Below are 20,381 nucleotides of genomic sequence, written 5' to 3'. Positions count from 1 at the left end.
TCAACTGCTTCCACACTTGCCGAAAGTGGCGACCGCCAGCGCCGCCTCGTTGAACGTAGCAGGTTCAGATAGTTGTCGCTGTAGAACGCGGGCAGGATTCTCTTCCCACTCGACGTTTGCTTTTAATTTTTGATTTCTTGCCCTGCGTTTCTAGTTCGACGGATACCCCACACCGGTCATCGTTCCGGTCAGATAAACAACACCGCGTCGGTCCCGGCAAAGCGCCTTGATCAAATCCTGTCGCAGTGTCTCCAGTTGAGATGAGCCGACACTGGGAGCAGTCGCGTTGTCCTGGTTGACGACCAGCACAAAGTGAATCGAGTTGGCGTCCTCGCCGGTATCGGGATCGTCCCAGACCAGCAGACGGCTCGCTGTGCTACTGATCGAATCAGAAGCCAGTGCTACTTCATCCGGCAACTGATTCAATGGGGCGTTCTTCGTCAGGTCGCCGTTGTGCAAGGTCTTGTCCGTAATAACGGCGAGGTTTTCCGGCTTCCAGGTTCGCGGCAGCGCAATTTCTGTCGGTGCGTCGGAGCGACGACCCCGCCACGTGACGAGCACGAACTGTGTATTGCCGAACCACTCGGGTCCGCTCTGCTGAGGACGAATCGACGCCCAGTTCAACGGTTGTGACGACGCGTCTTGCGCCATGTCGTTGTAGTAGAAGTTCATCAGGTCGCCCTGCGTTCTGCGCGGGTACGCCCGCTCGACGACCCTGGCATCTAACGTATAGCCCGTCGAAAAGTCCTTTGCGACCGAATAGTTCTCGCCATTCCATCCATCGGCGCTTGTGATCAGCCTCGACGTGTTGAAGTTCATGTACTCGTGATGGTGATCGTAGTAATGATCCCATTGCCACTGCGTACCCGAGATCGGTGCCGAATAGAAATCGACGTAGCGTGTTTTCCCGCCAATCGCGTCGCTCGCTTCCGCTGCCTGGTACATCGCCTGGATCGTGCGAACCGTATCCTGTCTTCCGGTGCCGCCTACCGAAGCGCCAAACTCGCTGAGCAACGTCGCATTACCCCGGTAGCGACTCTCCTTGCGGATGTCGTCAAAGCTCTGGAAGTACGCTGCGTTTTCAACAGGACTAAAGTCCAGTGCCTGACGGCCCGCATCATAGAAATGCGGATTGAACACAAAGCCGGGACCAGGCTTTGTGTCGAGCAGTTGTCCGCCCGTAGGCGCAACGATGCCGACGTTTGTGTTCCAGAAGACCAGTGGCTCCGAGTACACCCATTTCTGGTTCCAGCCGGCTTGATCCGCGGCAGTGCGCGCTTTGACATAGAACGGCCAGAGCTTCTGGTTGTCCCATTGCTTCGGCGTAAGTCCTTGCATGCCACCATCGATGGGTTCATTCCACGCATCGACACCGAGCACATAAGTGAACTCCTGCGGGCTAAGCTTTGACTTCAGATATTGCAAGGATTTCTGAAGCTGCCATAGGTAGACATCCTGCAACTGATACATTTTTCCGTTCGGAGCGGTAAACGGCTGGTTGTTCCAGAAATTTCTGGAAGCGAGGCGAATCGCTTCGTCAGTTAGGGAGAGCTGTGACCAGCCTGTGCAGATGATCCCGCAATACTCCTGCGGGTAATCGGATTTTGGTAACACCCAGGCAGGCGCACCTTCTCCCGTGTACCACGATCCCTGATTGAACAGGTACCGCGAAAACAGATCCTGGTGGAAGTCGACAAGGATGTAGATCCGTCGGGATATCGCAGCGTGCATCTGTTCTGCGATCCGATCGAGATACGCGTAGTCGATGGTGTCCGGCGCCGGATTGACGCCTTCCCACATCACGAGCAAACGGATCAGGTTGGGCGCGGTCATGTCCGCCATGCTGGCGATGCCCGTTCGCGCATCGCTTGTTGAGTCGAACGGTTTGTATCCGCTCTCGACGAGTTTGGCGGTGCCCGACACGTTCCAGCCACGGAAGTACGCTTCGCGTCCCAGGCCATCACGAAAGACCACGTCGTCGATTCGCTGACCAGATGGCGTGAGGTAAGACTTGAGCCCGGTCGTGATGGTCTGCGCAGCGGGCTGCCGTTCGAAAGCCAGTGAGTGCAACGGCAGCGCGCTGCCGGTCTCAGGCACGAATGCACCGAATGAGGCCGTTTCAACAACGGCACCGCTATCGGCGGCCAAAGCAGGCAGGCAGTTCGCCGAATAGAGGACTGCCAGCATGAGGCCGGCAAGATATGATTTTTTCACCGTTGTCTCCTCGATACAAAAATGTCGAGCGTGTTTAGTCGCAAAGCGCCCGCCGCAGACATCACCTGTTAAGCAGATTCAGATCGATCGCATTGGCCATTGCCTGATATCCCGCATCGTTGGGGTGAAGGTGATCACCGCTGTCGTAGGCGGGAAGCAACGTCGCAGGATTAGATGGGTCCTGCATGGCCTTGTCGAAGTCAATGACGCCATCGACACCCGAAGCAGAACGGATATAGGCATTTATCGCCTGCCGCTTCGTCTCGCCGGCCGCGTCGAAATAGTCAGCGCCCTGATAGGGCAATAACGTCGCGAGAAACACCTTCATCTTCCGGTTCTTCGCCTGCGCAATTGCCGCATTGATCGCAGCGATGATCTGATCCGATGACTCTGCTTCTGCAGGTACAGCCATGCCGAATCCAATATCGTTGATGCCCAGCAGAATCACGACGTGAGTCGCGCCCGATACGCCCGTTACATCGCGCGCAAAGCGACCCTGTCCAGCCGGACCGATGATGTCCTGCAGCCAGCGGTTCCCCGAAATCCCCGCGTTCACGACACTTGCCCTGCCGACGCTGCCCACCGCAGCCTGCACGCGATCGTCGAAGAAGTTCGGCCAGCGATGATTGGTGTCGACCGTCGACTGGTACCCATCCGTAATCGAATCGCCGAACGTTACGATCACCTTCACCTTGTCCGCACTCGATACGTCGACTTCGCTCAGCCAGTAGTACGGCCAGACGCCAGCCAGGTTGGTTGTGGCTCCGCTCAGTGACCCCGCGCTCGACTGGTTGCCAGGCGCAAGGTAGTTGGTTTGCTGGCCAGTCACGTGTGCCGTCACAACCGGCGCGTTGCCCTGAATGAACAGGCTGACCGCGAGATCCGACTGTGCGGGAGATGAAATGGTTACGCTGTCGCTCCACATCTCCGCGCCAGCCGTCAGGGTCACGCTACCCTGACCAGAGAAGGTCACTGTCCTGTCGGTGGTCGTGTCGACGTTACCGTTTCCTGTGCTTCGTGCCACGTGCACTGCTGCAAACGTCACGGGCGTAGTACCAAAGAGATTGGATAGCTTGATGCGAATCTGACTACCGCCGTACGACGTATGTACGATCTGACGAACCGTCTGGTTCGAAATCGTGAGAGGCGGTAGGGACGGGTCGATGATAGGGGGAGGTACCTCGTTGTAGTTCTGCTGCGCGGCATACCAGCTTGCAACCCACTGGCTCGTGTTGCTGTCGACGCCACCACATGCTGCCACTGCAGCGATCAGCGACAGGCCCGTAACCCGTCGCCACACATTCGCGAAAAGCCGTCTACGCTTTGCCAATGCATTTCTATTCATGCGGTTTCCGATGTGTGTTATCGCAAGCGAGTCTGTTCCCTTGGCTGTCGCATTGGTTTCCCCTGGCGACTTCCCACTTAGATCCGTGTCGCGCCGGCTACGCCGTCCCAATCGGATGGCGGCCGGCGCGGGCAAAGATCAGGACTTGTGGGTCGAAATCGGCCCAGCTTCTCCGGTTAGATTGAGAATGCTGTCGAGCCAGGCGAGGAAGGTCGAGAAGGAGAGGTCCGACCATTGCTCGGTTCGGAACACTTTCATCACCGGCGTATCGGACGGGTCTTTCTGGTTGAGCAGGTCATTGACGAAGTCGCCGACGTTCGAATTGATACCGTTCTCGTGGATGTCCGATCCCGTGAAGCTGATCGCAGTCACCTGGTGGTTGTGCATGAGGTCGCTACGTGCCCATGGCATGTAATAGCCGAAGTTCGGCAGCGGGTTCAATACCTGCTTCAGGCCATCCAGCTCCTTGTCGTACATGGCTAGCGATAGCGCATCCTTCGTCGCATCGTCCGGTGCCGCGATCACTGCCGGCACGAATGCCCGATAGTGGTAGGCCGCCTCGATTGCATCCTGCTGGTAGGTCGAGTAACCGAACCGGTCGTGCGGGAAGGTTGTCGATAGCGCCACATACGCGCTACCCATGTTGTTGAGATCGTAGTTCTTAAGAAGCTTGCTGTTCAGCGTGATCATGCCGTTCGGTCCGGCCAGGTCCCATTCGGCGCGAACCCTCGTGTACAACCCCACCGACGGATGCGTTGCCGGGTCGGCATTGAACGGGGTATTCAGGACCGTCCCCGCGTCGTTCAACAGCGAGCTGCTGGCCTGCGGTTGCAGTGTTTTACGGATCGATGCGTAGTTGCCGAGCGTTCCGTACCCACCTGCGCTTGTCCCGTAGACCATCAGACGGCTCGGCTTGCCAAAGCCATGATCGACCAGCCATTGGGTGACGGCCTGAGTGTTCTTCAGGCCGCTGAAGTGCTGAACGCGCCAGTCGCCCGTCGGTGACGTGTAGGTGCGCACCGCGCTACCCATGTGAATATCGCCCGAGCAGTATGGGATGAAGACCTGCGTCCAGTTCTGCGTTTCCACCGCGGGTTCGCCGACGAGAATGTGCGAAAGATCCATACGCGTCATCAGCGGCGAGATCAACGACGAAAACAGGCTCTCGTTCAACGTGGCATTCATGTAGTTATGCGGAATGCCATCGGGGTTGAAGCCACCGAGTCCTGCCTCCGCACCCGTCGATGTCTGCGTACAGGTGCCGTAGTCCCAGCAGGCGCCGCCCGGCTCCATCATCAACAGCATGTTGTCGGACTGCGCACGGTTTACATAGAACCGCAGCGGTGTTCCGTTGCCGCAGTCTGCACCGGTGCTCTCTGGCAAGGTCACCTCATACCAGGAGTAGTACGGAATGGATGAATCAGGCGGGGTTGTATCCGACGCATGGCTGTTGAATGCAGCCATGCCCAGCAGGATCATCATGAGAAATTGCTTGAGCTGCTTGAGCGTCAACATTGTTCCTCCCTGTGAATGGATATCCGTTGTTCCGCCGTCCTCTATCGGGGCAGTGCGGTTATGCGGGAACTACGCCCGATGCGTGCAACATGAGGCGTACTGCGAGAAAGCGACCTGCTACACACGGCCGACAAACATGAAGATCGGATAACGAACTGTTCGAGCGCAACGCCGGACTCTGGGGGTCTGGCAACCGGGACATCACCGGTAACGTGCAATGTAGGAGCAGTCAATCATCTGTTGAAGTGGGCAAATGGCCATCGGTGGGTCCGATTCGGTCATTCGTGTGGGCGAGCCAGAGACTCGCTTCGAGCGACCGACTGCCTCTCTCCATCTCTCACACATGTTTTCCTTGCCCAACCAGTTCTGATGAGCTACCGTTCCGACGGTGCGAGGCAATATGTGACAATTTGTGTATTTTTGAGGTATTGCCATCCGACGGTCATAAACCTTGACCAAGCTCTGTGCTGCGTCAGCAACCAGGGCTGACGCACGTCGTCTACAGGCTGTGAGGCACGGCAGTGCGACCGATGTAGAAGTCCTCTGGAGTTGAATTCCGCGCTAAGGATCGGACTCATGACCTCATACGACCGCCGTGACTTCCTGAAGCTGAGTGCCCAGACAGCGGGCGCTGCCGCACTGCTGTCGGTCTTTCCACCCAGCATCCGCAATGCGCTCGCCGTCAGTCCGAACCGCGTAACCGGCACGATTCAGGACGTCGAGCACGTCGTCATCCTGATGCAGGAAAACCGTTCGTTTGACCATTACTTCGGCACCCTCGCTGGCGTGCGCGGCTTCGGCGATCCACGGCCCGCACCGTTGTCGACCGGCAAGCCAGTCTGGTATCAGCCGGACCCGAGCAACGCGGACAACTACGTGCTGCCGTTCCACTTCGATGTCAACGGCACCAGCGCACTAGAGACATCGACGTCCAACGCCTGGAAGGGCAGCCAGCTCGCGTGGCAAAACTGGGATGCGTGGATCGCGCAGAAGACTTCGATGACCATGGGTTACTTCAACCGTGGAGATCTACCGTTCTACTACGCGCTTGCCGATGCGTTCACGGTCTGCGATGAGTACCATGCCTCTTTTTTTGGGAACACCAATCCGAATCGAACCTACTTCTGGTCTGGAACATGTACGGATTCCGCCGTGCTTCCGACCAGCACAGTAGGCCTGATCGACGTGAGCGATATCCGCTACGACGACAACTCGCAGATTGCGCAGATGCCGAACTGGCAGACCTATGCCGAAGTGCTGCAACAGGCGGGCGTGTCATGGAAGCTGTATCAGGAGCTGGATAACTTTGCCGACAACGGTCTGCAGTTTTTCAAGCAGTTTCGCGTCGACTCAAACGGAAAAGTGCTGAGCGCAGACACTCCCGATCCTGTCAGCCGGGCGCTTTACCTGAACGGCCGAACCTTCATCGATCAGCCGTTCGGCGACGATGCCAATCACTCGAACGGTGATGCGCTGGTTCAGGCACTGCACAAGGACGTTCAGGCCGATACGCTTCCCCAGGTATCGTGGATCGTGCCGCCGCAATGGGTCAGTGAACATCCGGCGAACACACCTGGAGCAGGCGGGGACTTTGTGGCGAGAGTGCTGACCGCCCTGTCCAGCAATCCGGAGGTCTGGTCAAAGACGGTGTTCATTCTGAACTACGACGAAATCGACGGATTCTTCGATCACATACCGGCACCCATTGCGCCGGTTTCGATCGCGGGTCAGAACTATGGCGCGGCAACCATGACAGACTTCGGCCCCGACGAGATATGGTTGGGGCAGCCCACGGGCCTCGGGCCGCGTGTACCGATGCATGTCATCTCTCCGTGGAGCACTGGCGGGAAGGTCTGTTCCGAACTGTTCGACCATACCTCCGTATTGCGCTTTCTGGAGACCTGGCTTATCGCCAAGGGCAAAAGCGCGACCGACGTGCAATGCAAGAACATCTCGCCGTGGCGTAGAGCCATCTGCGGCGACCTTACATCGGCGTTCGATTTCGCTGGATCACCGGCTTCCTGGCCGAACAACCTGCCCAGCTCCGTTACCCATCTCGACACGTACCTCATGCCGGCGCCAACGGTACCGTCGTCGCAAGCGCTTCCGACATGGGAGACCCAGCAGCGGACTGCACGTCCTCTGCCCTACAAGCTGCTGGTGAACGGCGCAGTGCATGGCGGCAAGGGACTTGAGCTGACATGCGCGAACAACGGGCCTGCGGGCATCGCACTGATTGCGTACACCAATCCTGGCACGGCCTCTCAACGTCCTTTTCACTACACGATCGAAGCGGGAAAGACGCTAAGAACCATCCCGCAATCGACAGGTGCGTATGCGTGTTCTGTGTACGGCCCTAACGGTTTCCTGGTGCAATTCGCCGGCGTGATTCCGGCCGATAGAACCGAGGCCAATGCGCTTCCGTCAGTGGGTTTCACGCAGAACGCATCGTCTTTCGACAACGTCGTTCTCGCGTTCACCAACCCGTCGACCAAACCGGTTACGTTCAATCTCACGGAAAGCTATGGCAACACCACGCAATCGCTGATTGTTGCCGCTGGCACATCGAAGACATTCACCGTGTCGATCGAGGGCCACGATCACTGGTACGACGTGACCGTGTCCTGCGATATCGGCAGCCGTTTTATCTGGCGTTACGCAGGTCACCTGGAAACCGGCCTCGAAAGCCGTACCGATCCGAAGATGACGAACGCGAGTAGCGCCAGCGGTAACCCGGACGCGCAGATCAACATCGGGCAGGACCTTACGCAGACCGGCGATGCTGTGAAAACGGGAGGCGAGACGGTGGTCAACGGCGTTACCACGGTGGTGGTCGAAACGGGATTGACAGTAGCAGGCGTCCTGTCCGAAGCATTCTCGCCGATTGCATCAGCTGCTCAGAATCTGTTTAGCGGAAGCGGAACGGGTATCGCGTTGTTGACCGCCGTTGTTGCTGCACCGCTTGCGCTATTGGCGGGTGTTCCTGCGATCGCTAAAACTGCGCTTCAAAGTGTCGGTGTGGCGATCTCTTCAATCGGTAGTGCTGTCGGCAACGTTGTGCAATCGACGGCGAAGCTGGTCGCCGACACGGTGACTACGATGACAAAAACAATCGCTTCGTGGTTTTCCTGGCTTTGAACAGTCCATCTCACTGAAGGAGACGAGATGAGCAACGCCAAAGAGATCGAACAGCAGAACTCCGCTTATCTGGAGCGCCTGGAAAAGTGTTACTCCGGCATCCTTCATGACGTCATGCGGGCCGATGGGTTGCGCGATTTCACGCTCCCACCTACGTTACGCCCACTGATTCCCGGTCAAAAGATGTGTGGCCCGGCGTTCACTGTCAGCGGCCGGGTCGATCCTGCCGCTAACGGTCACGAGACACTACTGCAATGGACCGGATTGCTATCCAGGGCCAGGCCGGACCATGTGCTCGTGATCCAGCCGAACGATTCGACCGTCGCGCACATGGGCGAATTGTCTTCGGAAACCCTCAAGTACAAAGGCGTGCGGGGTGTCATCGCCGATGGCGGTGTGCGCGATTCGGAGTTCATCATAGGCATCGGATTTCAGGTCTGGCATCGCTACTATACGCCTCGCGATGTGGTCGGCTACTGGTTGCCCGACGCCTTCGATGTCCCGGTCCGCATTGGCGATGTAAAGATTCACCCGGGCGACTACCTGTTCGGCGACCGCGATGGCGTGGTGTGTATTCCGCAGGCTCGTCTCGAACGGATACTGCAGCTTGCGGAGCAAGCGATGAGCAACGAAAACCTCGTTCGCAAGGCCATCCTCGATGGCATCGATCCGCAGCAGGCGTATCTGCAGTACGGGAAGTTCTGACTCGGGCGACGTTCAGGGTCCGCCACACAATCAGACACGCGTGAAGCGCAGTCTGAGCCTGGTTCCTTTCAAGCAAAAGTCTCAGGCCAACAATATTTTCCCCGGTCGTTCGTCATCAACGCGAGAGGCGAGCACGGACACGTGCTGAATCGACGGCGGGAGAAATTGTCTTCCATGTCGAACCACTCTCCTGGCGGACCACCAAGCAATGCATGGTGGTGAGTCCATGTCGCCAAAGTTGACTGGCGTCACAATCATTCCATCGGGACGTTAACCTTGAACACCCTATCCAGCACTCCGCTTGCCCCGCTGCTAGACCAACTCTTTGAAGATTCAGAAAGCAGCAAATCGATATTCATGCAGCGCATCGGCCAAATGACTGACGACGAACGCGCAAAGCTACGCACGACCGATCCGTTCACGCTCTATTCCCTGGCCAAAGATGTCCATCTCGCCGTTTCCCGAGCTGCGGCAAACCTGCTGTACATCCTGGCGCGCAATCACCGGATGAAGTCGATTGTCGAATTCGGCGCATCCTTCGGTGTTTCGACGTTGCACCTGGCCGCAGCGCTGAAAGACAACGGTGGGGGTGTCCTCATCACGTCGGAATTCGAGCCATCGAAGGTCGCGAGACTGCGTGCCAATATCCAGCGGGCCAATCTCTCAGACTTTGTCGATATCCGCGAGGGTGACGCCTTGCGCACGCTTGCAACCGATCTGCCCGACACCGTGGACATGCTCTTCCTGGACGGCGCCAAGCAACATTACAAACCAGTTTTAAGTCTTGTCGAATCGAATCTGCGCGAAGGTTCAATCATCGTTGCCGACAACGTCAACGATGCGCCTGATTTCGTAGACTACATTCACAAGAGCGGTCGATTCGTCTCAGCTCGATTCGATGACGTTGAAGTTTCGATACTGGTCGAACCTGATACCGCGATGTGAGCGATTGAAAATCCGCTGAGTGAGTCAACCTCAGCGGGGGCCATAGAGATTCTCCACGTCCAGTCATCAGTCATTCGTCGTTCGCGTGCAGGGTGTGAACCGAAGTCCTTTGGACTGCATCAACAGGCAGTTGATTGCTTCACCGGTCTTGACGTTTTTGCCATTCCCTTCGATACGAATATCGCCGCCAGTTACCCAGGTCAGGTCGGTCGAGCCGTCCTTCGAAAACACATAGTCACCCACCTTGGTATCGCTACTGTACGAATCAGCTGACCACTGCTTCAATGCGAGCGAGGCGCTGTAGGTTGCTTGCATGCCCTGCAGGGGAAACCCAAAGGCTGTCACGGGCTGGCTGTTCTTGTGCACGACGGTGTTCCACAACAGCGCCCAGTCTCCGTTATCTGCTCTCGTGACTTCGGTAAATATGGGCCAGTCGATCCCGTCGATCGTTCTCGGCGCAGCAAGCTGGCAGCTTTGAAATCTCGGCTGTGTATCCGTCAGTTTCATTTCTACCGCGGTGTCTGGATCCGCGCTGCATGACCATCCATCGATGGTCTGATCCCGGGTCAACGAGAGGCTCAACATGTTGCGGTCCACATCTTCCCGCCAGAGTCGTTTGATCTCGACCGGTCCCAGCATGACGGCCTTATCTCCCTGCGCTCCGATCGGAGTTTTGTGCCAGTACCCACCGCCAGTCTGTTCGTACTGTATCTGGGTGCCTGCCGGAAACGTCACGCCCGCTACCACGACGGGACTCTCCGCGACGCCTTCGACACGCGTGCCTGGTGTACCGAGAAACTGATCGATAGGACCCCAGCTGTATAGGGCGATCACGGGTAGAGCGAGAAACAGGCCGACCAGACTCAAACGCTTTCTGGCCGAGGATTTGCGCAAGAGCCGGAAAAGCCCGAACGCCATAACCAACCAGACAACCACAAATACCACCACGGAAAGCAGAAGGAGGAGCAACCCGACCGCGTCGACCTGGCCCGCTTCCGCCAGGCAAATCTCCGGGATCAGGGCCAGCATGAGCCAACCAGCAGTGCGATAAGTAGCTTTCATTTGATCGTCTCTTTTCATTGCCAGTTATCGGGGAATACGAAACGCTGTGTCAATCACATGGCGCGTGTGCACTCAAAAATTCCTCAACTAAAGCAATACAACAGGAAACAATGGTACCAATGCACTATTAACGAACCCCGACACTGGTTTTGTGAAATGGTCTCTCAGCCCTCCCCAAGGATAGAGATGAAAACAGCGCAGACCTGTACTGATAACCACTCTAACCATCACGGCCATCGGGGCCGCCTGGCAGCAATCGCCGCCATCACAACAGCTGTCGCGATTCTCGCTGGTTGCGGCGGCGGAGATGGCAGCACATCATCCTCCGCGGCAAACCTGAAGCAAACCGCCAGCCAGCAAGCCAGTCCACCGACAGGCAATCAAACCTACATCGATCCGGTTGCCTACTCGGTGAACGCCGCCGATGGCCTGGCTGCATCGCAGGTTTCCGAGCAGGCGGCGATCATGCAGCATCGGTGGACCTCCGGCGGCACTACGATCGACTACACGACCACCACGGGCCACCTGACTGCGGCCGACTCGAAAGGCAACCCCGAAGCATCGATGTCCTATGTCGCGTATACCGCGCCCAGCTCGAACGGCGCGCCGCGGCCTGTCACCTTCTTCTATAACGGCGGCCCGGGTTCGTCGTCGATCTGGTTGCGGCTCGGCTCGTTCGCACCCACGCGCGTCGCAACACCCGATCCGCTGTTCGGCAACAACTGGCCGAACTATCCGCTCGTCGACAACAAGGACAGTCTGATCGCCACGACGGACCTCGTGTATATCGACCCTCCTGGCACCGGACTTTCCGAAGCGGTCCTGCCGAACACGAACCAGTCGTTCTGGGGCTCCGACGAGGATGCCGACGTCATGCGCGATTTCGTCGAGCGCTATATCACGGTGAACAATCGCAGCAAGTCGCCGCTGTATCTCTACGGAGAATCGTACGGCACGCCGCGTACCGACATGATGGCGCTGGCGCTCGAATCTGCAGGTGTGCATCTGACGGGAATCGTGTTGCAATCCTCGATTCTGAATTTCTTCGCGGACGCGTCGTACGCGGTCGGCGTGACGGGCACACCCGCCGGCCTGAAACTCGCGACCGATACGCTGGAAGGATTCCTGCCGGAGTACGCGGAGGTCGCGGCGTACTACAACCTGGTATCGCCTGCACCGGTCAGTCAGGCCGCCTACGCGCAGCAGGTGGAACAGTTCGGCACGCAGCAGTACCACCACTTCCAGCAATATGCGGCGACCTGGGCGCTGAGTCAGGATGGCGTACCCAGTCTGTTCGGCCCGCCCGTGTATCCGGCCACGCGGACGCTGCAGTCGTGGACAACACAGTCGGGCATGACGCTGCAGGCATTACAGGGTTACTTCAGCGCCAATCCGATTTACAACAGCCTGATACCCGGCACGACGATCGGTGCATACGATGGACGCGTGTCATTGCCGAATTCGGACCCACGGTTGCAGGCGGACCCCGACCCGTCGGACATCATGATCTCGCAGCCATTTACGAACGCGCTCGCTACGCAGATGCCGGACTACCTCGGCTATACGGCGCCCAATGCGACCTACGTGCTGTTGAATCGAACCCTCGTCAATACCTGGGACTTCACGCACGATGGACAACCGATGCCCGATACGATCCCCGATCTGCTGGGTGCGTTAACGCTTAACCCGCGGCTCGAGGTGTATTCGGAAAATGGCTATCACGATCTGGACACACCGTTCTTCAGTACCGAGAAGCAGCTCGCGCGGCTCCAGACAGTACCGGGTCTGAATCCGAACCTGCAGGTGACTTTCTTCCAGGGCGGCCACATGATTTATCTGGACGACGTCGCGCGTCCGCAGATGAAATCGGGCCTGGAACTTTTCTATCATGCGAAGGCGATCCCGGGTGCGTTGACACTTGCGACCTTGCCTCTGCCGTGGCGCGACGAAGACCCGGCTAGCGAGCCGACTGGCAGTCCGCCGGGCAGTGCATCCGTCATGCAGGCAATGGCGCCTTAAGCGCCTGGAAAAACGTCGAGATGCCGCCGTTCAAACAAACAACGGCGGCCGTTTGTCAGCCCACGGCTTAGCCGCTTCCAGTTCATAGGCAAGTTCGAACAAGGTTCGCTCGTCACCGAAACGAGTTGCGAATTGCACGCCGATCGGCAAACCCGCAACACTCCAGTGCAGCGGCACGCTCATGGCCGGCGCACCGAACGCGTTGTGCATCATGGTGTAGATGGCGTAACGACTGACGCGCTCAAGGACCGTCTCGAACGACAGCGCGCCGTGTATCGCGCCGATCGGCACAGGTGGCTGCGCAAGCACAGGCGAAACGATGACATCGAAGCGATTGAACCAGTCGTTATAAGTCGATGCCGCCGCAGTCAGTCGGGTCTTTGCATTCGTCAGTTCGTCGGCGGGTAGTCGCTTCGCGTAGGTTGCCATTTCGAGCGTCAACGGTTCGAGCAGAAACCGGTTGGGCTTGATACCCAGAAGCGCCTTGCGAGCGATGTCCACTGTTTCCGCAGCAGCGCTCGTAAAGAGCGTAAGGAAATCCTTGAAGGTGATGGCGCCGTCGAACGGAAGCGCCGTCGGTTCCACGTGATGCCCAAGCCCTTCGAGCAGACGAAGCGTGTTCTCTATGGACGATACGACCTCCGGGTCCGGCGCTTGACCGTCAACCACCCTGTCGATGAAGTAACCGACACGCAGCCGCCTCGCGGACGGTGCGGTAACCGCGCCGACAGGTGGCAAAACCGCCGATGTCCCCGTGCGTTCCATCGCAGCAAACAGCCCCGCGGAATCGCGCACCGTACGCGATACGCAGTGTTCCGCGGTCAGATCGAATCCCGCTGCCTGCTCCTGATCCCCGATCAAACGGCCAAACGACGGCTTCAGTCCGAACAGCCCGCAGCACGACGCGGGAATACGGATCGAGCCGCCGCCGTCGGCTGCATCGGCCATCGGCACCACGCCCGCAGCGACTGCCGCAGCAGAGCCACCCGAAGAGCCTCCGGGCGTGTGGCCCAGATCCCATGGGTTGCGTGTCGGCCCACAAGCCAGTGCTTCGGTGGTCGGCAGAAAACCGAACTCGCTCATCGTCGATCGTCCGATGATCACGAGACCCGCAGCCTCGTAGGCGTCCACTTGCGGGCTGTTTCTGCGAGCAGCCGGCATCAGCCAGGTCAGCCGCGAGCCCCAGCGGGTCTTGCTGCCCTTCATGTCGTACATGTCCTTGAGCAGGAAAGGTACGCCCGCAAACGGTCCCGTGAGATTGCCGCCCCGGACGCGCTGACGTGCACGTTCGTATAACGGCTTTGCCATGAAGTTGAGCTTGGGCTGAACGGCTTCCGCGCGCGCGATGGCGGCATCCACCGCTTCCAGCGCACTGATCTCGCCGCGCCGGATCATGGCGGCTAGCCCGGTGGCATCGATAGACGCGATGTCGTTGCTGTCTTTAGTGTTCATGCTTGCCTTGCAAAGCGCTGTTCGCTGTTCCTTGTTCACGGCAATCGCGGCCCACGAGCTACCGCTTACGCTTGCGCGGCACGCGGCGCCGGCTCGACTTCGAACGCTTCGCCAGTTGCGAAGAACGTGCCGCCCGCGACGTAATGGCAGGTGCGTAGATCGGGGTCGTCGAAGTGCCAGCGGTTGTCGGTATAGACGCGGCTGTCGGCATAAGCGGCCACCACTTCGCCGATAAAAAGATCGTGACGCTGGCTTGCATCGGGGATGACCTTGCACTCCATCCACGTCACACAACCGACTAGCATCGGCACGTCAATCTTCTGGCCGGGAAAAGTCTCCAGATCGAACGCGGCGAACTTGTCGAGCCCTTCGCCGGTATTCGAGCCCACCGCCAGGGTCTGCCTGGCAAAGCCCACTGACGGCAATTGCAAGCCGAACACACCGCTCGCTTCGATCAGCTGGCGCGTCAACGTGCGGCTGTCGATCACGACGACGATCTTCGGCGGATCGAAGTCGAGTGGCATCGACCACGCTGCGGCCATTACATTCGAACGCCCGCCGTGCGCGCTCGTGATCACCGTGACTGGGCCGTGGTTCAGCAGCCGCGTCGCGCGCGACAAATCTACGTTTTTTCTCGTGACGTCCATATTGGGTCCTTCTGGTGCGATGCGCTCGCCCCCGTCGATTTCCGTGGCTTCCGTGCATGCGTTCCACACACGGCACTGGACAGCATTCTAGACATCTATCCGTTCGCTCACACGCCCGCGCCAGCCGACACCCACCGCGGTTATCATCGCAAGCAGGCTACGGCCGTGCTGAGGCGATTGGCACAGCCACGGCAAACCACCCTGCTCCTTCTTCCGTTTCGCCCGCGACGCTAATGAAAAGAATCGAATCGATCGTGCTCACAGCCGATCTGGCCGGCACCGCGGTATTCGCCCTCGAAGGCGCCATCGCCGCGATGCGCCATGGGCTCGATTTGCTGGGCGTCATGGTGCTGTCGTTCGTGGTCGCGCTGGGCGGCGGCGTGATCCGCGACCTGCTGATCGGCGCCACGCCGCCCAACGCCGTGCGCGACTGGCGCTACCCGGTGCTTGCCTTTGTCACTGGCCTGCTGACCTTCGTCTTTCACGACACCGCCCGCGCGCTTCCCTTCATGCCGATCATGACGCTCGATGCCGCGGGGCTCGCGCTGTTCGCAGTAGCAGGTGCGCAGAAAGCGCTCGACTACCGCATCGGACCGTTTATCGCGACGTTGATGGGCACCGTTACGGGTGTCGGCGGCGGTGTGGTTCGCGACATCCTGCTCGCGCGCGTGCCCATGGTGCTCGCCGCCGACATCTATGCGAGCGCGGCATTCGTCGGTGCAGTCGTGCTCGTAGCAGGCCGGCGGTTCGGCCTGTCGCCGATGGTCGCCGCGCTGCTAGGCGCTGGCGCGTGCTTCGCGTTGCGCATCCTCGCGGTGACGCATGGCTGGCAGTTGCCCAAAGCAACGCCGTGGTGAAGCGGATCATCACCCGACATTGATGTCCGAATCTGGCCAGTCAAAGCAATCGATATTGGCTAAACTGGGCCTCCGCTGACGGTCGTCTCCAGTTTCCAATCGGGAAGGATGTATGAACAACGATTCCATTTTTCGTCCTGCCCTGGAACGTGCGTTGAGTCACTCGCTCGCGCATCTGGATAATCTCGCGCATAACCCGGTCGCAGCCACCGCCAGCCTGCAAACGCTACGCGAGCGTCTTGCGAAGCCGCTGAACGAGCAGAGCCTGCCCGCCGAACAGATCGTCGATGAACTCGTTGCCGACACGGCCGGTGGCATTCTCGGTAGTGCGGGTGGACGGTTTTTCGGCTGGGTGATCGGTGGATCGCTGCCCGCCGCGCTCGCCGCGGACTGGCTGACCAGTGCATGGGACCAGAACGCCGCGTCGTATTCCTGCGGGCCGGCGGAAGCGGTCATCGAAGAGGTGTGCGGCGCGTGGCTGAAGGACCTGCTCGGCTTGCCTCGCTACGCAAGCTTTGCGCTGACGAGCGGCTGCCAGATGGCCCACGTCACCGCGCTCGCAGCAGCGCGTCATGCGTTGCTCGCGCGGCGCGGCTGGCAGGTCGAACGCGATGGTTTGTTCGGCGCGCCGAAGCTGCGCATTCTCAGCAGCGATCAGTTCCACGGCAGCATCGCGCGCGCCACGCGCATGCTCGGCCTCGGCACCGCGGCCGTGGTCGGCCTGCCGGCGAATCAGGCCGGGCAACTCGACGACGCCACACTCGAACGCGCGCTGCAAGAAAATCCCGACACGCTCACGATCGTGCTGCTACAGGCCGGCGATCTGAATATCGGTGCGTACGATTGTTTCGCCGATCTGATTCCGCTTGCGCATCGCTACGAGGCGTGGGTTCACGTCGACGGTGCGTTCGGCTTGTGGGCCAACGCCAGCGCACAGCACCGCCATCGGCTGGTTGGCGTAGAACAGGCGGACTCGTGGACCACCGATGGCCACAAGTGGCTCAACGTACCGTACGACAGCGGTTTTGCGTTCGTTGCAAATGCACAGGCGCATCGCAGTGCGATGTCATACGAGGCGAGCTACATCACGCACAACGACGACGTACGCGAGCAGAAAGACTGGAACCCGGACTGGTCGCGACGCGGTCGCGGTGTTGCGACCTACGCGGCGCTCCGGCAGTTGGGCCGCGAAGGTGTCGCGGCACTGATCGATCGTTGTTGCGATGCCGCACATCGCATCGCGAGCGGCATCGGTGCGCTTCCCGGTGCGGAGCTGGTGTGGGCACCGACGATCAACCAGGGTCTCGTACGCTTCCTCGACCCACGGCCAGGCGCGACAGAACACGATCACGATGCGCGCACCGATGCCGTAACCGCCGCGGTCCTCGCAAGCGGCGAAGCGCTGTTCAGCAATACAACCTGGCGCGGCAAGCGTTGCATGCGGATATCGGTGTGCAACTGGCAAACCGGCGCGCAGGATATCGCGCGTGCAGTAGCCGCTGTCGAGCAGATCCTGCGCTCGCAGAACGGTTAGGTTCGCAGTCCGCTCCGTCGTCGCTCGCCGTCGATCTTTCTCAATCTGCAGTCATCGGAGTCACCATGTCTGAACTCACGCAAAAGTTTCGCGAGCTACACGTCAACACCTTGCCGCTTCGTCTGCCGAACGCGTGGGACGCGGGCAGCGCGAGGTTGTTCGAGAGTCTCGGTGCACCGGCAATCGCAACGACGAGCGCCGGCGTCGCGTGGGCGATGGGCTACCCCGATAACCGCGTACTGCCGGTCGAGCGTGTCATCGATGTAGCGGCGAACATGGTGCGGGTACTGAAGGTTCCGCTATCCGTCGATATCGAGAACGGCTACTCCGACAACCCACACACTGTCGCCGATCTCGCGCTACGGCTCATCGACGTCGGCGTGTCCGGCATCAATATCGAAGACGGTCCCGATTCGCCGAGTCTGCTCGCCGCGAAAATCGAAGCGATCAGGCAAGCCGCTGCGAAGGCCGGCCTCGATATCTTCGTCAATGCACGGACCGACGTTTTTCTTGCCGGTCTCGTCGATGTGCCGGCGCGACTGGGCGAGACGATTACGCGCGGCACGTTGTATCGATCGGCCGGTACCGACGGTCTGTTCGTGCCCGCACTCCACGAGCCCGAGGCGATCAAGGCGGTGGTAGCCGGCGTCTCGCTGCCGGTCAACGTGATGGCATGGCCGGGCCTGCCCGCCGCCGCCGAACTCGGTGCGCTAGGCGTGCGGCGTCTGAGCGCCGGTTCCGGCATTCCGCAGCTGCTTTGGGGGCAAGCCGAGAAACTTGCGCGCGCATTTCTCGAAAGCGGCCGGTCCGAACCGATGTCGGAAGGCTCCATGCCGTACCCGCAGTTGCAGGGGCTGTTCAAGAACCTGTAGCGCGCGAATCTCGTCCGGCACGGCTACGTTTGAGGCTCCTTGAGCATCGTTGAGTGCGATGTCATAGCCCGGTAACACGTCCTGGAATATAAGGTAAGTTTTTGCAACCGGCCGCGGTGAGCGCTCGCGGCCGGCGATGACTTACTTCATACCGGCCTGTGCTTCCTGCGTTGCAGGAGCCATGCGTCGGCTTCCTCCCCCAAGGACGAGACAATCCATGTCGAACAAGAAGACTACCGATACCCCGTCAGCCGAGCCCACCGCCACCGTTTCGCGCCGCGGCTTCCTCAAGCTCGCGGGCGCATCGGGATTCGCCACGGCCACCGGCAGCCTGGCATCGGCGGCCCGTGCGACTACGGCCACGCCCGACGGCACACCCGAACAGATCCATCTGACGTGGGGCAACAATCCGGCGACGGAGGTCGTGATCTCGTGGGCATCGCTCGCGCCGGCCACCAACCCGCGCGTGCATTTCTCTTGCGGCGGTGAACGGAAAATCACCGTGCACGGCGTACAACGCACCTATACCGATGGGCTCAACGGCGCGGTCGTGTTCACTTACCATGCGCGCCTGCACGGCCTGCACCACTCGACCGACTACGAATACGAAGTCACCGCCGACAACGACAGCAACGCCGGCCAGCCGTTTACCGCGAGCTTCCGCACTGCGCCGCATGGCCGCGCACCGTTTCGCTGGACCAGCTATGGCGATCTCGCCACACCGAACACCGGCTGGGTCCTGTCGTCGCCGCAAAGCCGCTTTGCCGTGCAGGCCGTCGAGCGCTTCCAGCCGCTGTTCCACCTGCTGAACGGCGACCTCTGCTACGCGAACCTGAACCCCACGCATCAGCCCGATGTGTGGCGCGACTTCGGCAATAACAACCAGACATCGTCGGCGAATCGTCCGTGGATGCCCTGCCCGGGCAATCACGAGATCGAATTCAACAACGGCGAACAGGGTTACGAGTCGTATCTGACACGCTACACGCTGCCGGAGAACGGCACGCGCTTTCCGGGCCGCTGGTACAGCTTCCGCGTCAGCTCGGTGCTGTTCATCTCGCTCGATGCCGACGATGTCGTGTACCAGGACGCCGCCGCATTCGTCGCCGGTCCAAGCCCGCTGGTCCCGGCCGCCAGCACCGGCAATCCGCCGATCGAACCGGGCACGTCGTTCTACGTGCGCGGCTATAGCAACGGCGAACAGACCCGCTGGCTCGAAAGAACGCTGCGCTGGGCCGAGGAAGATCGCGAGGTCGACTGGATCGTCGTGCAGATGCACCAGGACGCACTCAGCTCGTCGAAGACCGGCAACGGTTCGGACAAGGGCATTCGCGAGGCGTGGCTGCCGTTGTTCGACCGTTATGGCGTCGACCTGGTGCTGTGCGGACACGATCACGACTACGAGCGCAGCTACCCTGTGCGCGGCTGCAATCACCACGCGGGCACCGACGTCGCTACGGGCCAGGTCGTCGATACGCTGCAACCGCGTCCGGTCTCGTCCCCGAGCCCGGACAGCACGCGCTTCGACACGACGCACGGCACGATCCACCTGATCCTGGGCGGCGGCGGCACGAGCGCACCGCTCGACGTCTACGGGGTCGACGCCGGCGACGGTAAACCGCAGGCGCAGATATTCACGCGCCCGAATCGTCCGGTACCGAACACCGCCAAACCGGGCGTCTTCGTCCGCCCTGGTGCCGATGCCGTGGAAGACGCAATCTGGTCCGCACAACGCGACACCGGTACCGGCTACGGCATCGCCGTGTTCGATCACGATCCGGGTGAGCCTGGCGGCAAGACCACGATCACGATGAACTACTACCATGCGCCGGGCGCCGACACGACGCCGACTGCGAACTACGAACTGTTCGAGACGATCGAGCTGTCGAAGCAACGGCGCGGCTGGTAGGTCGCGCTGTTCGGCGCACAGCCGCTTCCTTTCCGGTAACACCCGCGGGGTTCGAGCTCAACACTCGAACCCCGCGTCGCATCGTGGTCGAGCGTAACGAGGTTGTAGAATCAAACCCGCCGTCGATATCGCTCTCCCCGATCTCCACGTCGTGCGGCAAACACCCA

General features: G+C 60.0%; 14 protein-coding genes. 8 read left to right on the top strand and 6 right to left on the bottom strand.

The features are described 5' to 3' along the window. Nucleotides 1–150: 150 nt before the first annotated feature. The 3 genes from M0D65_RS18905 to M0D65_RS18895 form a co-directional block, all read right to left on the bottom strand. The gene (locus tag M0D65_RS18905; RefSeq protein ID WP_266254042.1) at nt 151–2,214 is read right to left on the bottom strand and encodes a cellulase family glycosylhydrolase; all 2,064 of its coding nucleotides are present in this window, start codon (nt 2,212–2,214) and stop codon (nt 151–153) included. A gap of 61 nt (nt 2,215–2,275) precedes the next feature. After that, complete coding sequence (locus M0D65_RS18900; protein WP_266254041.1) at nt 2,276–3,559, bottom strand: SGNH/GDSL hydrolase family protein; 1,284 nt, start codon at nt 3,557–3,559, stop codon at nt 2,276–2,278. Nucleotides 3,560–3,697: 138 nt separating this feature from the next. Next, on the bottom strand, nt 3,698–5,074 hold the full coding sequence (locus M0D65_RS18895) for a pectin acetylesterase-family hydrolase (protein WP_266254040.1): 1,377 nt from the start codon (nt 5,072–5,074) through the stop codon (nt 3,698–3,700). Between the two features lie 576 nt (nt 5,075–5,650). Here M0D65_RS18895 and M0D65_RS18890 point away from each other — a divergent pair. From M0D65_RS18890 to M0D65_RS18880, 3 genes are all read left to right on the top strand, one after another. Continuing rightward, nucleotides 5,651–8,212, top strand: a complete 2,562-nt coding sequence (locus M0D65_RS18890; RefSeq protein ID WP_266254039.1) for a phosphocholine-specific phospholipase C — start codon at nt 5,651–5,653, stop codon at nt 8,210–8,212. Between the two features lie 27 nt (nt 8,213–8,239). Continuing rightward, the gene (locus tag M0D65_RS18885) at nt 8,240–8,917 is read left to right on the top strand and encodes an RraA family protein (RefSeq protein ID WP_266254038.1); all 678 of its coding nucleotides are present in this window, start codon (nt 8,240–8,242) and stop codon (nt 8,915–8,917) included. A 276-nt stretch (nt 8,918–9,193) separates the two neighbouring features. After that, nucleotides 9,194–9,862 (top strand): O-methyltransferase, encoded by a 669-nt coding sequence (locus M0D65_RS18880; RefSeq protein ID WP_266254037.1) that lies wholly within the window; start codon nt 9,194–9,196, stop codon nt 9,860–9,862. 66 nt (nt 9,863–9,928) lie between these two features. On the opposite strand, the gene M0D65_RS18875 is transcribed toward M0D65_RS18880, so the two are convergent. Next, a complete protein-coding gene (locus M0D65_RS18875) occupies nt 9,929–10,924 on the bottom strand; it encodes a hypothetical protein (RefSeq protein ID WP_266254036.1) in 996 nt (331 codons plus the stop codon). A gap of 186 nt (nt 10,925–11,110) precedes the next feature. Here M0D65_RS18875 and M0D65_RS18870 point away from each other — a divergent pair, with 186 nt between their 5' ends. Continuing rightward, complete coding sequence (locus M0D65_RS18870) at nt 11,111–12,943, top strand: peptidase S10 (protein WP_266254035.1); 1,833 nt, start codon at nt 11,111–11,113, stop codon at nt 12,941–12,943. A 30-nt stretch (nt 12,944–12,973) separates the two neighbouring features. On the opposite strand, the gene M0D65_RS18865 is transcribed toward M0D65_RS18870, so the two are convergent. Next, complete coding sequence (locus M0D65_RS18865) at nt 12,974–14,395, bottom strand: amidase (RefSeq protein ID WP_266254034.1); 1,422 nt, start codon at nt 14,393–14,395, stop codon at nt 12,974–12,976. A gap of 65 nt (nt 14,396–14,460) precedes the next feature. After that, entirely contained in the window at nt 14,461–15,042 is a 582-nt protein-coding gene (locus M0D65_RS18860; protein ID WP_266254033.1) for a flavin reductase family protein, read from the bottom strand. Between the two features lie 233 nt (nt 15,043–15,275). Between M0D65_RS18860 and M0D65_RS18855 the strand changes: the two genes are divergently transcribed. From M0D65_RS18855 to M0D65_RS18840, 4 genes are all read left to right on the top strand, one after another. Beyond that, a complete protein-coding gene (locus M0D65_RS18855; protein WP_266254032.1) occupies nt 15,276–15,899 on the top strand; it encodes a trimeric intracellular cation channel family protein in 624 nt (207 codons plus the stop codon). A gap of 112 nt (nt 15,900–16,011) precedes the next feature. Continuing rightward, a complete protein-coding gene (locus tag M0D65_RS18850) occupies nt 16,012–17,433 on the top strand; it encodes a pyridoxal-dependent decarboxylase (RefSeq protein ID WP_266254031.1) in 1,422 nt (473 codons plus the stop codon). 65 nt (nt 17,434–17,498) lie between these two features. Then, nucleotides 17,499–18,305, top strand: coding sequence for an isocitrate lyase/phosphoenolpyruvate mutase family protein (locus M0D65_RS18845; protein WP_266254030.1), 807 nt, complete (start codon nt 17,499–17,501; stop codon nt 18,303–18,305). Nucleotides 18,306–18,522: 217 nt separating this feature from the next. Next, nucleotides 18,523–20,214, top strand: coding sequence for a fibronectin type III domain-containing protein (locus M0D65_RS18840; protein WP_091011669.1), 1,692 nt, complete (start codon nt 18,523–18,525; stop codon nt 20,212–20,214). Nucleotides 20,215–20,381: the final 167 nt, after the last annotated feature.

It is taken from the genome of Paraburkholderia sp. CHISQ3 (assembly GCF_030464945.1).
Lineage (GTDB): Bacteria > Pseudomonadota > Gammaproteobacteria > Burkholderiales > Burkholderiaceae > Paraburkholderia > Paraburkholderia megapolitana.
The sequence above is the reverse complement of the archived record's forward strand: the minus strand, read 5'-3'. Positions and strand labels throughout refer to the sequence as shown.

Bases quoted from the DNA above. Each gene is read 5' to 3' on its own strand.
- M0D65_RS18865 (WP_266254034.1), bottom strand. From the start codon at position 14,395: ATGAACACTAAAGACAGCAACGACATCGCGTCTATCGATGCCACCGGG.
- M0D65_RS18895 (WP_266254040.1), bottom strand. From the start codon at position 5,074: ATGTTGACGCTCAAGCAGCTCAAGCAATTTCTCATGATGATCCTGCTG.
- M0D65_RS18845 (WP_266254030.1), top strand. From the start codon at position 17,499: ATGTCTGAACTCACGCAAAAGTTTCGCGAGCTACACGTCAACACCTTG.
- M0D65_RS18890 (WP_266254039.1), top strand. From the start codon at position 5,651: ATGACCTCATACGACCGCCGTGACTTCCTGAAGCTGAGTGCCCAGACA.
- M0D65_RS18855 (WP_266254032.1), top strand. From the start codon at position 15,276: ATGAAAAGAATCGAATCGATCGTGCTCACAGCCGATCTGGCCGGCACC.
- M0D65_RS18840 (WP_091011669.1), top strand. From the start codon at position 18,523: ATGTCGAACAAGAAGACTACCGATACCCCGTCAGCCGAGCCCACCGCC.
- M0D65_RS18850 (WP_266254031.1), top strand. From the start codon at position 16,012: ATGAACAACGATTCCATTTTTCGTCCTGCCCTGGAACGTGCGTTGAGT.
- M0D65_RS18900 (WP_266254041.1), bottom strand. From the start codon at position 3,559: ATGAATAGAAATGCATTGGCAAAGCGTAGACGGCTTTTCGCGAATGTG.
- M0D65_RS18860 (WP_266254033.1), bottom strand. From the start codon at position 15,042: ATGGACGTCACGAGAAAAAACGTAGATTTGTCGCGCGCGACGCGGCTG.
- M0D65_RS18885 (WP_266254038.1), top strand. From the start codon at position 8,240: ATGAGCAACGCCAAAGAGATCGAACAGCAGAACTCCGCTTATCTGGAG.
- M0D65_RS18870 (WP_266254035.1), top strand. From the start codon at position 11,111: ATGAAAACAGCGCAGACCTGTACTGATAACCACTCTAACCATCACGGC.
- M0D65_RS18875 (WP_266254036.1), bottom strand. From the start codon at position 10,924: ATGAAAGCTACTTATCGCACTGCTGGTTGGCTCATGCTGGCCCTGATC.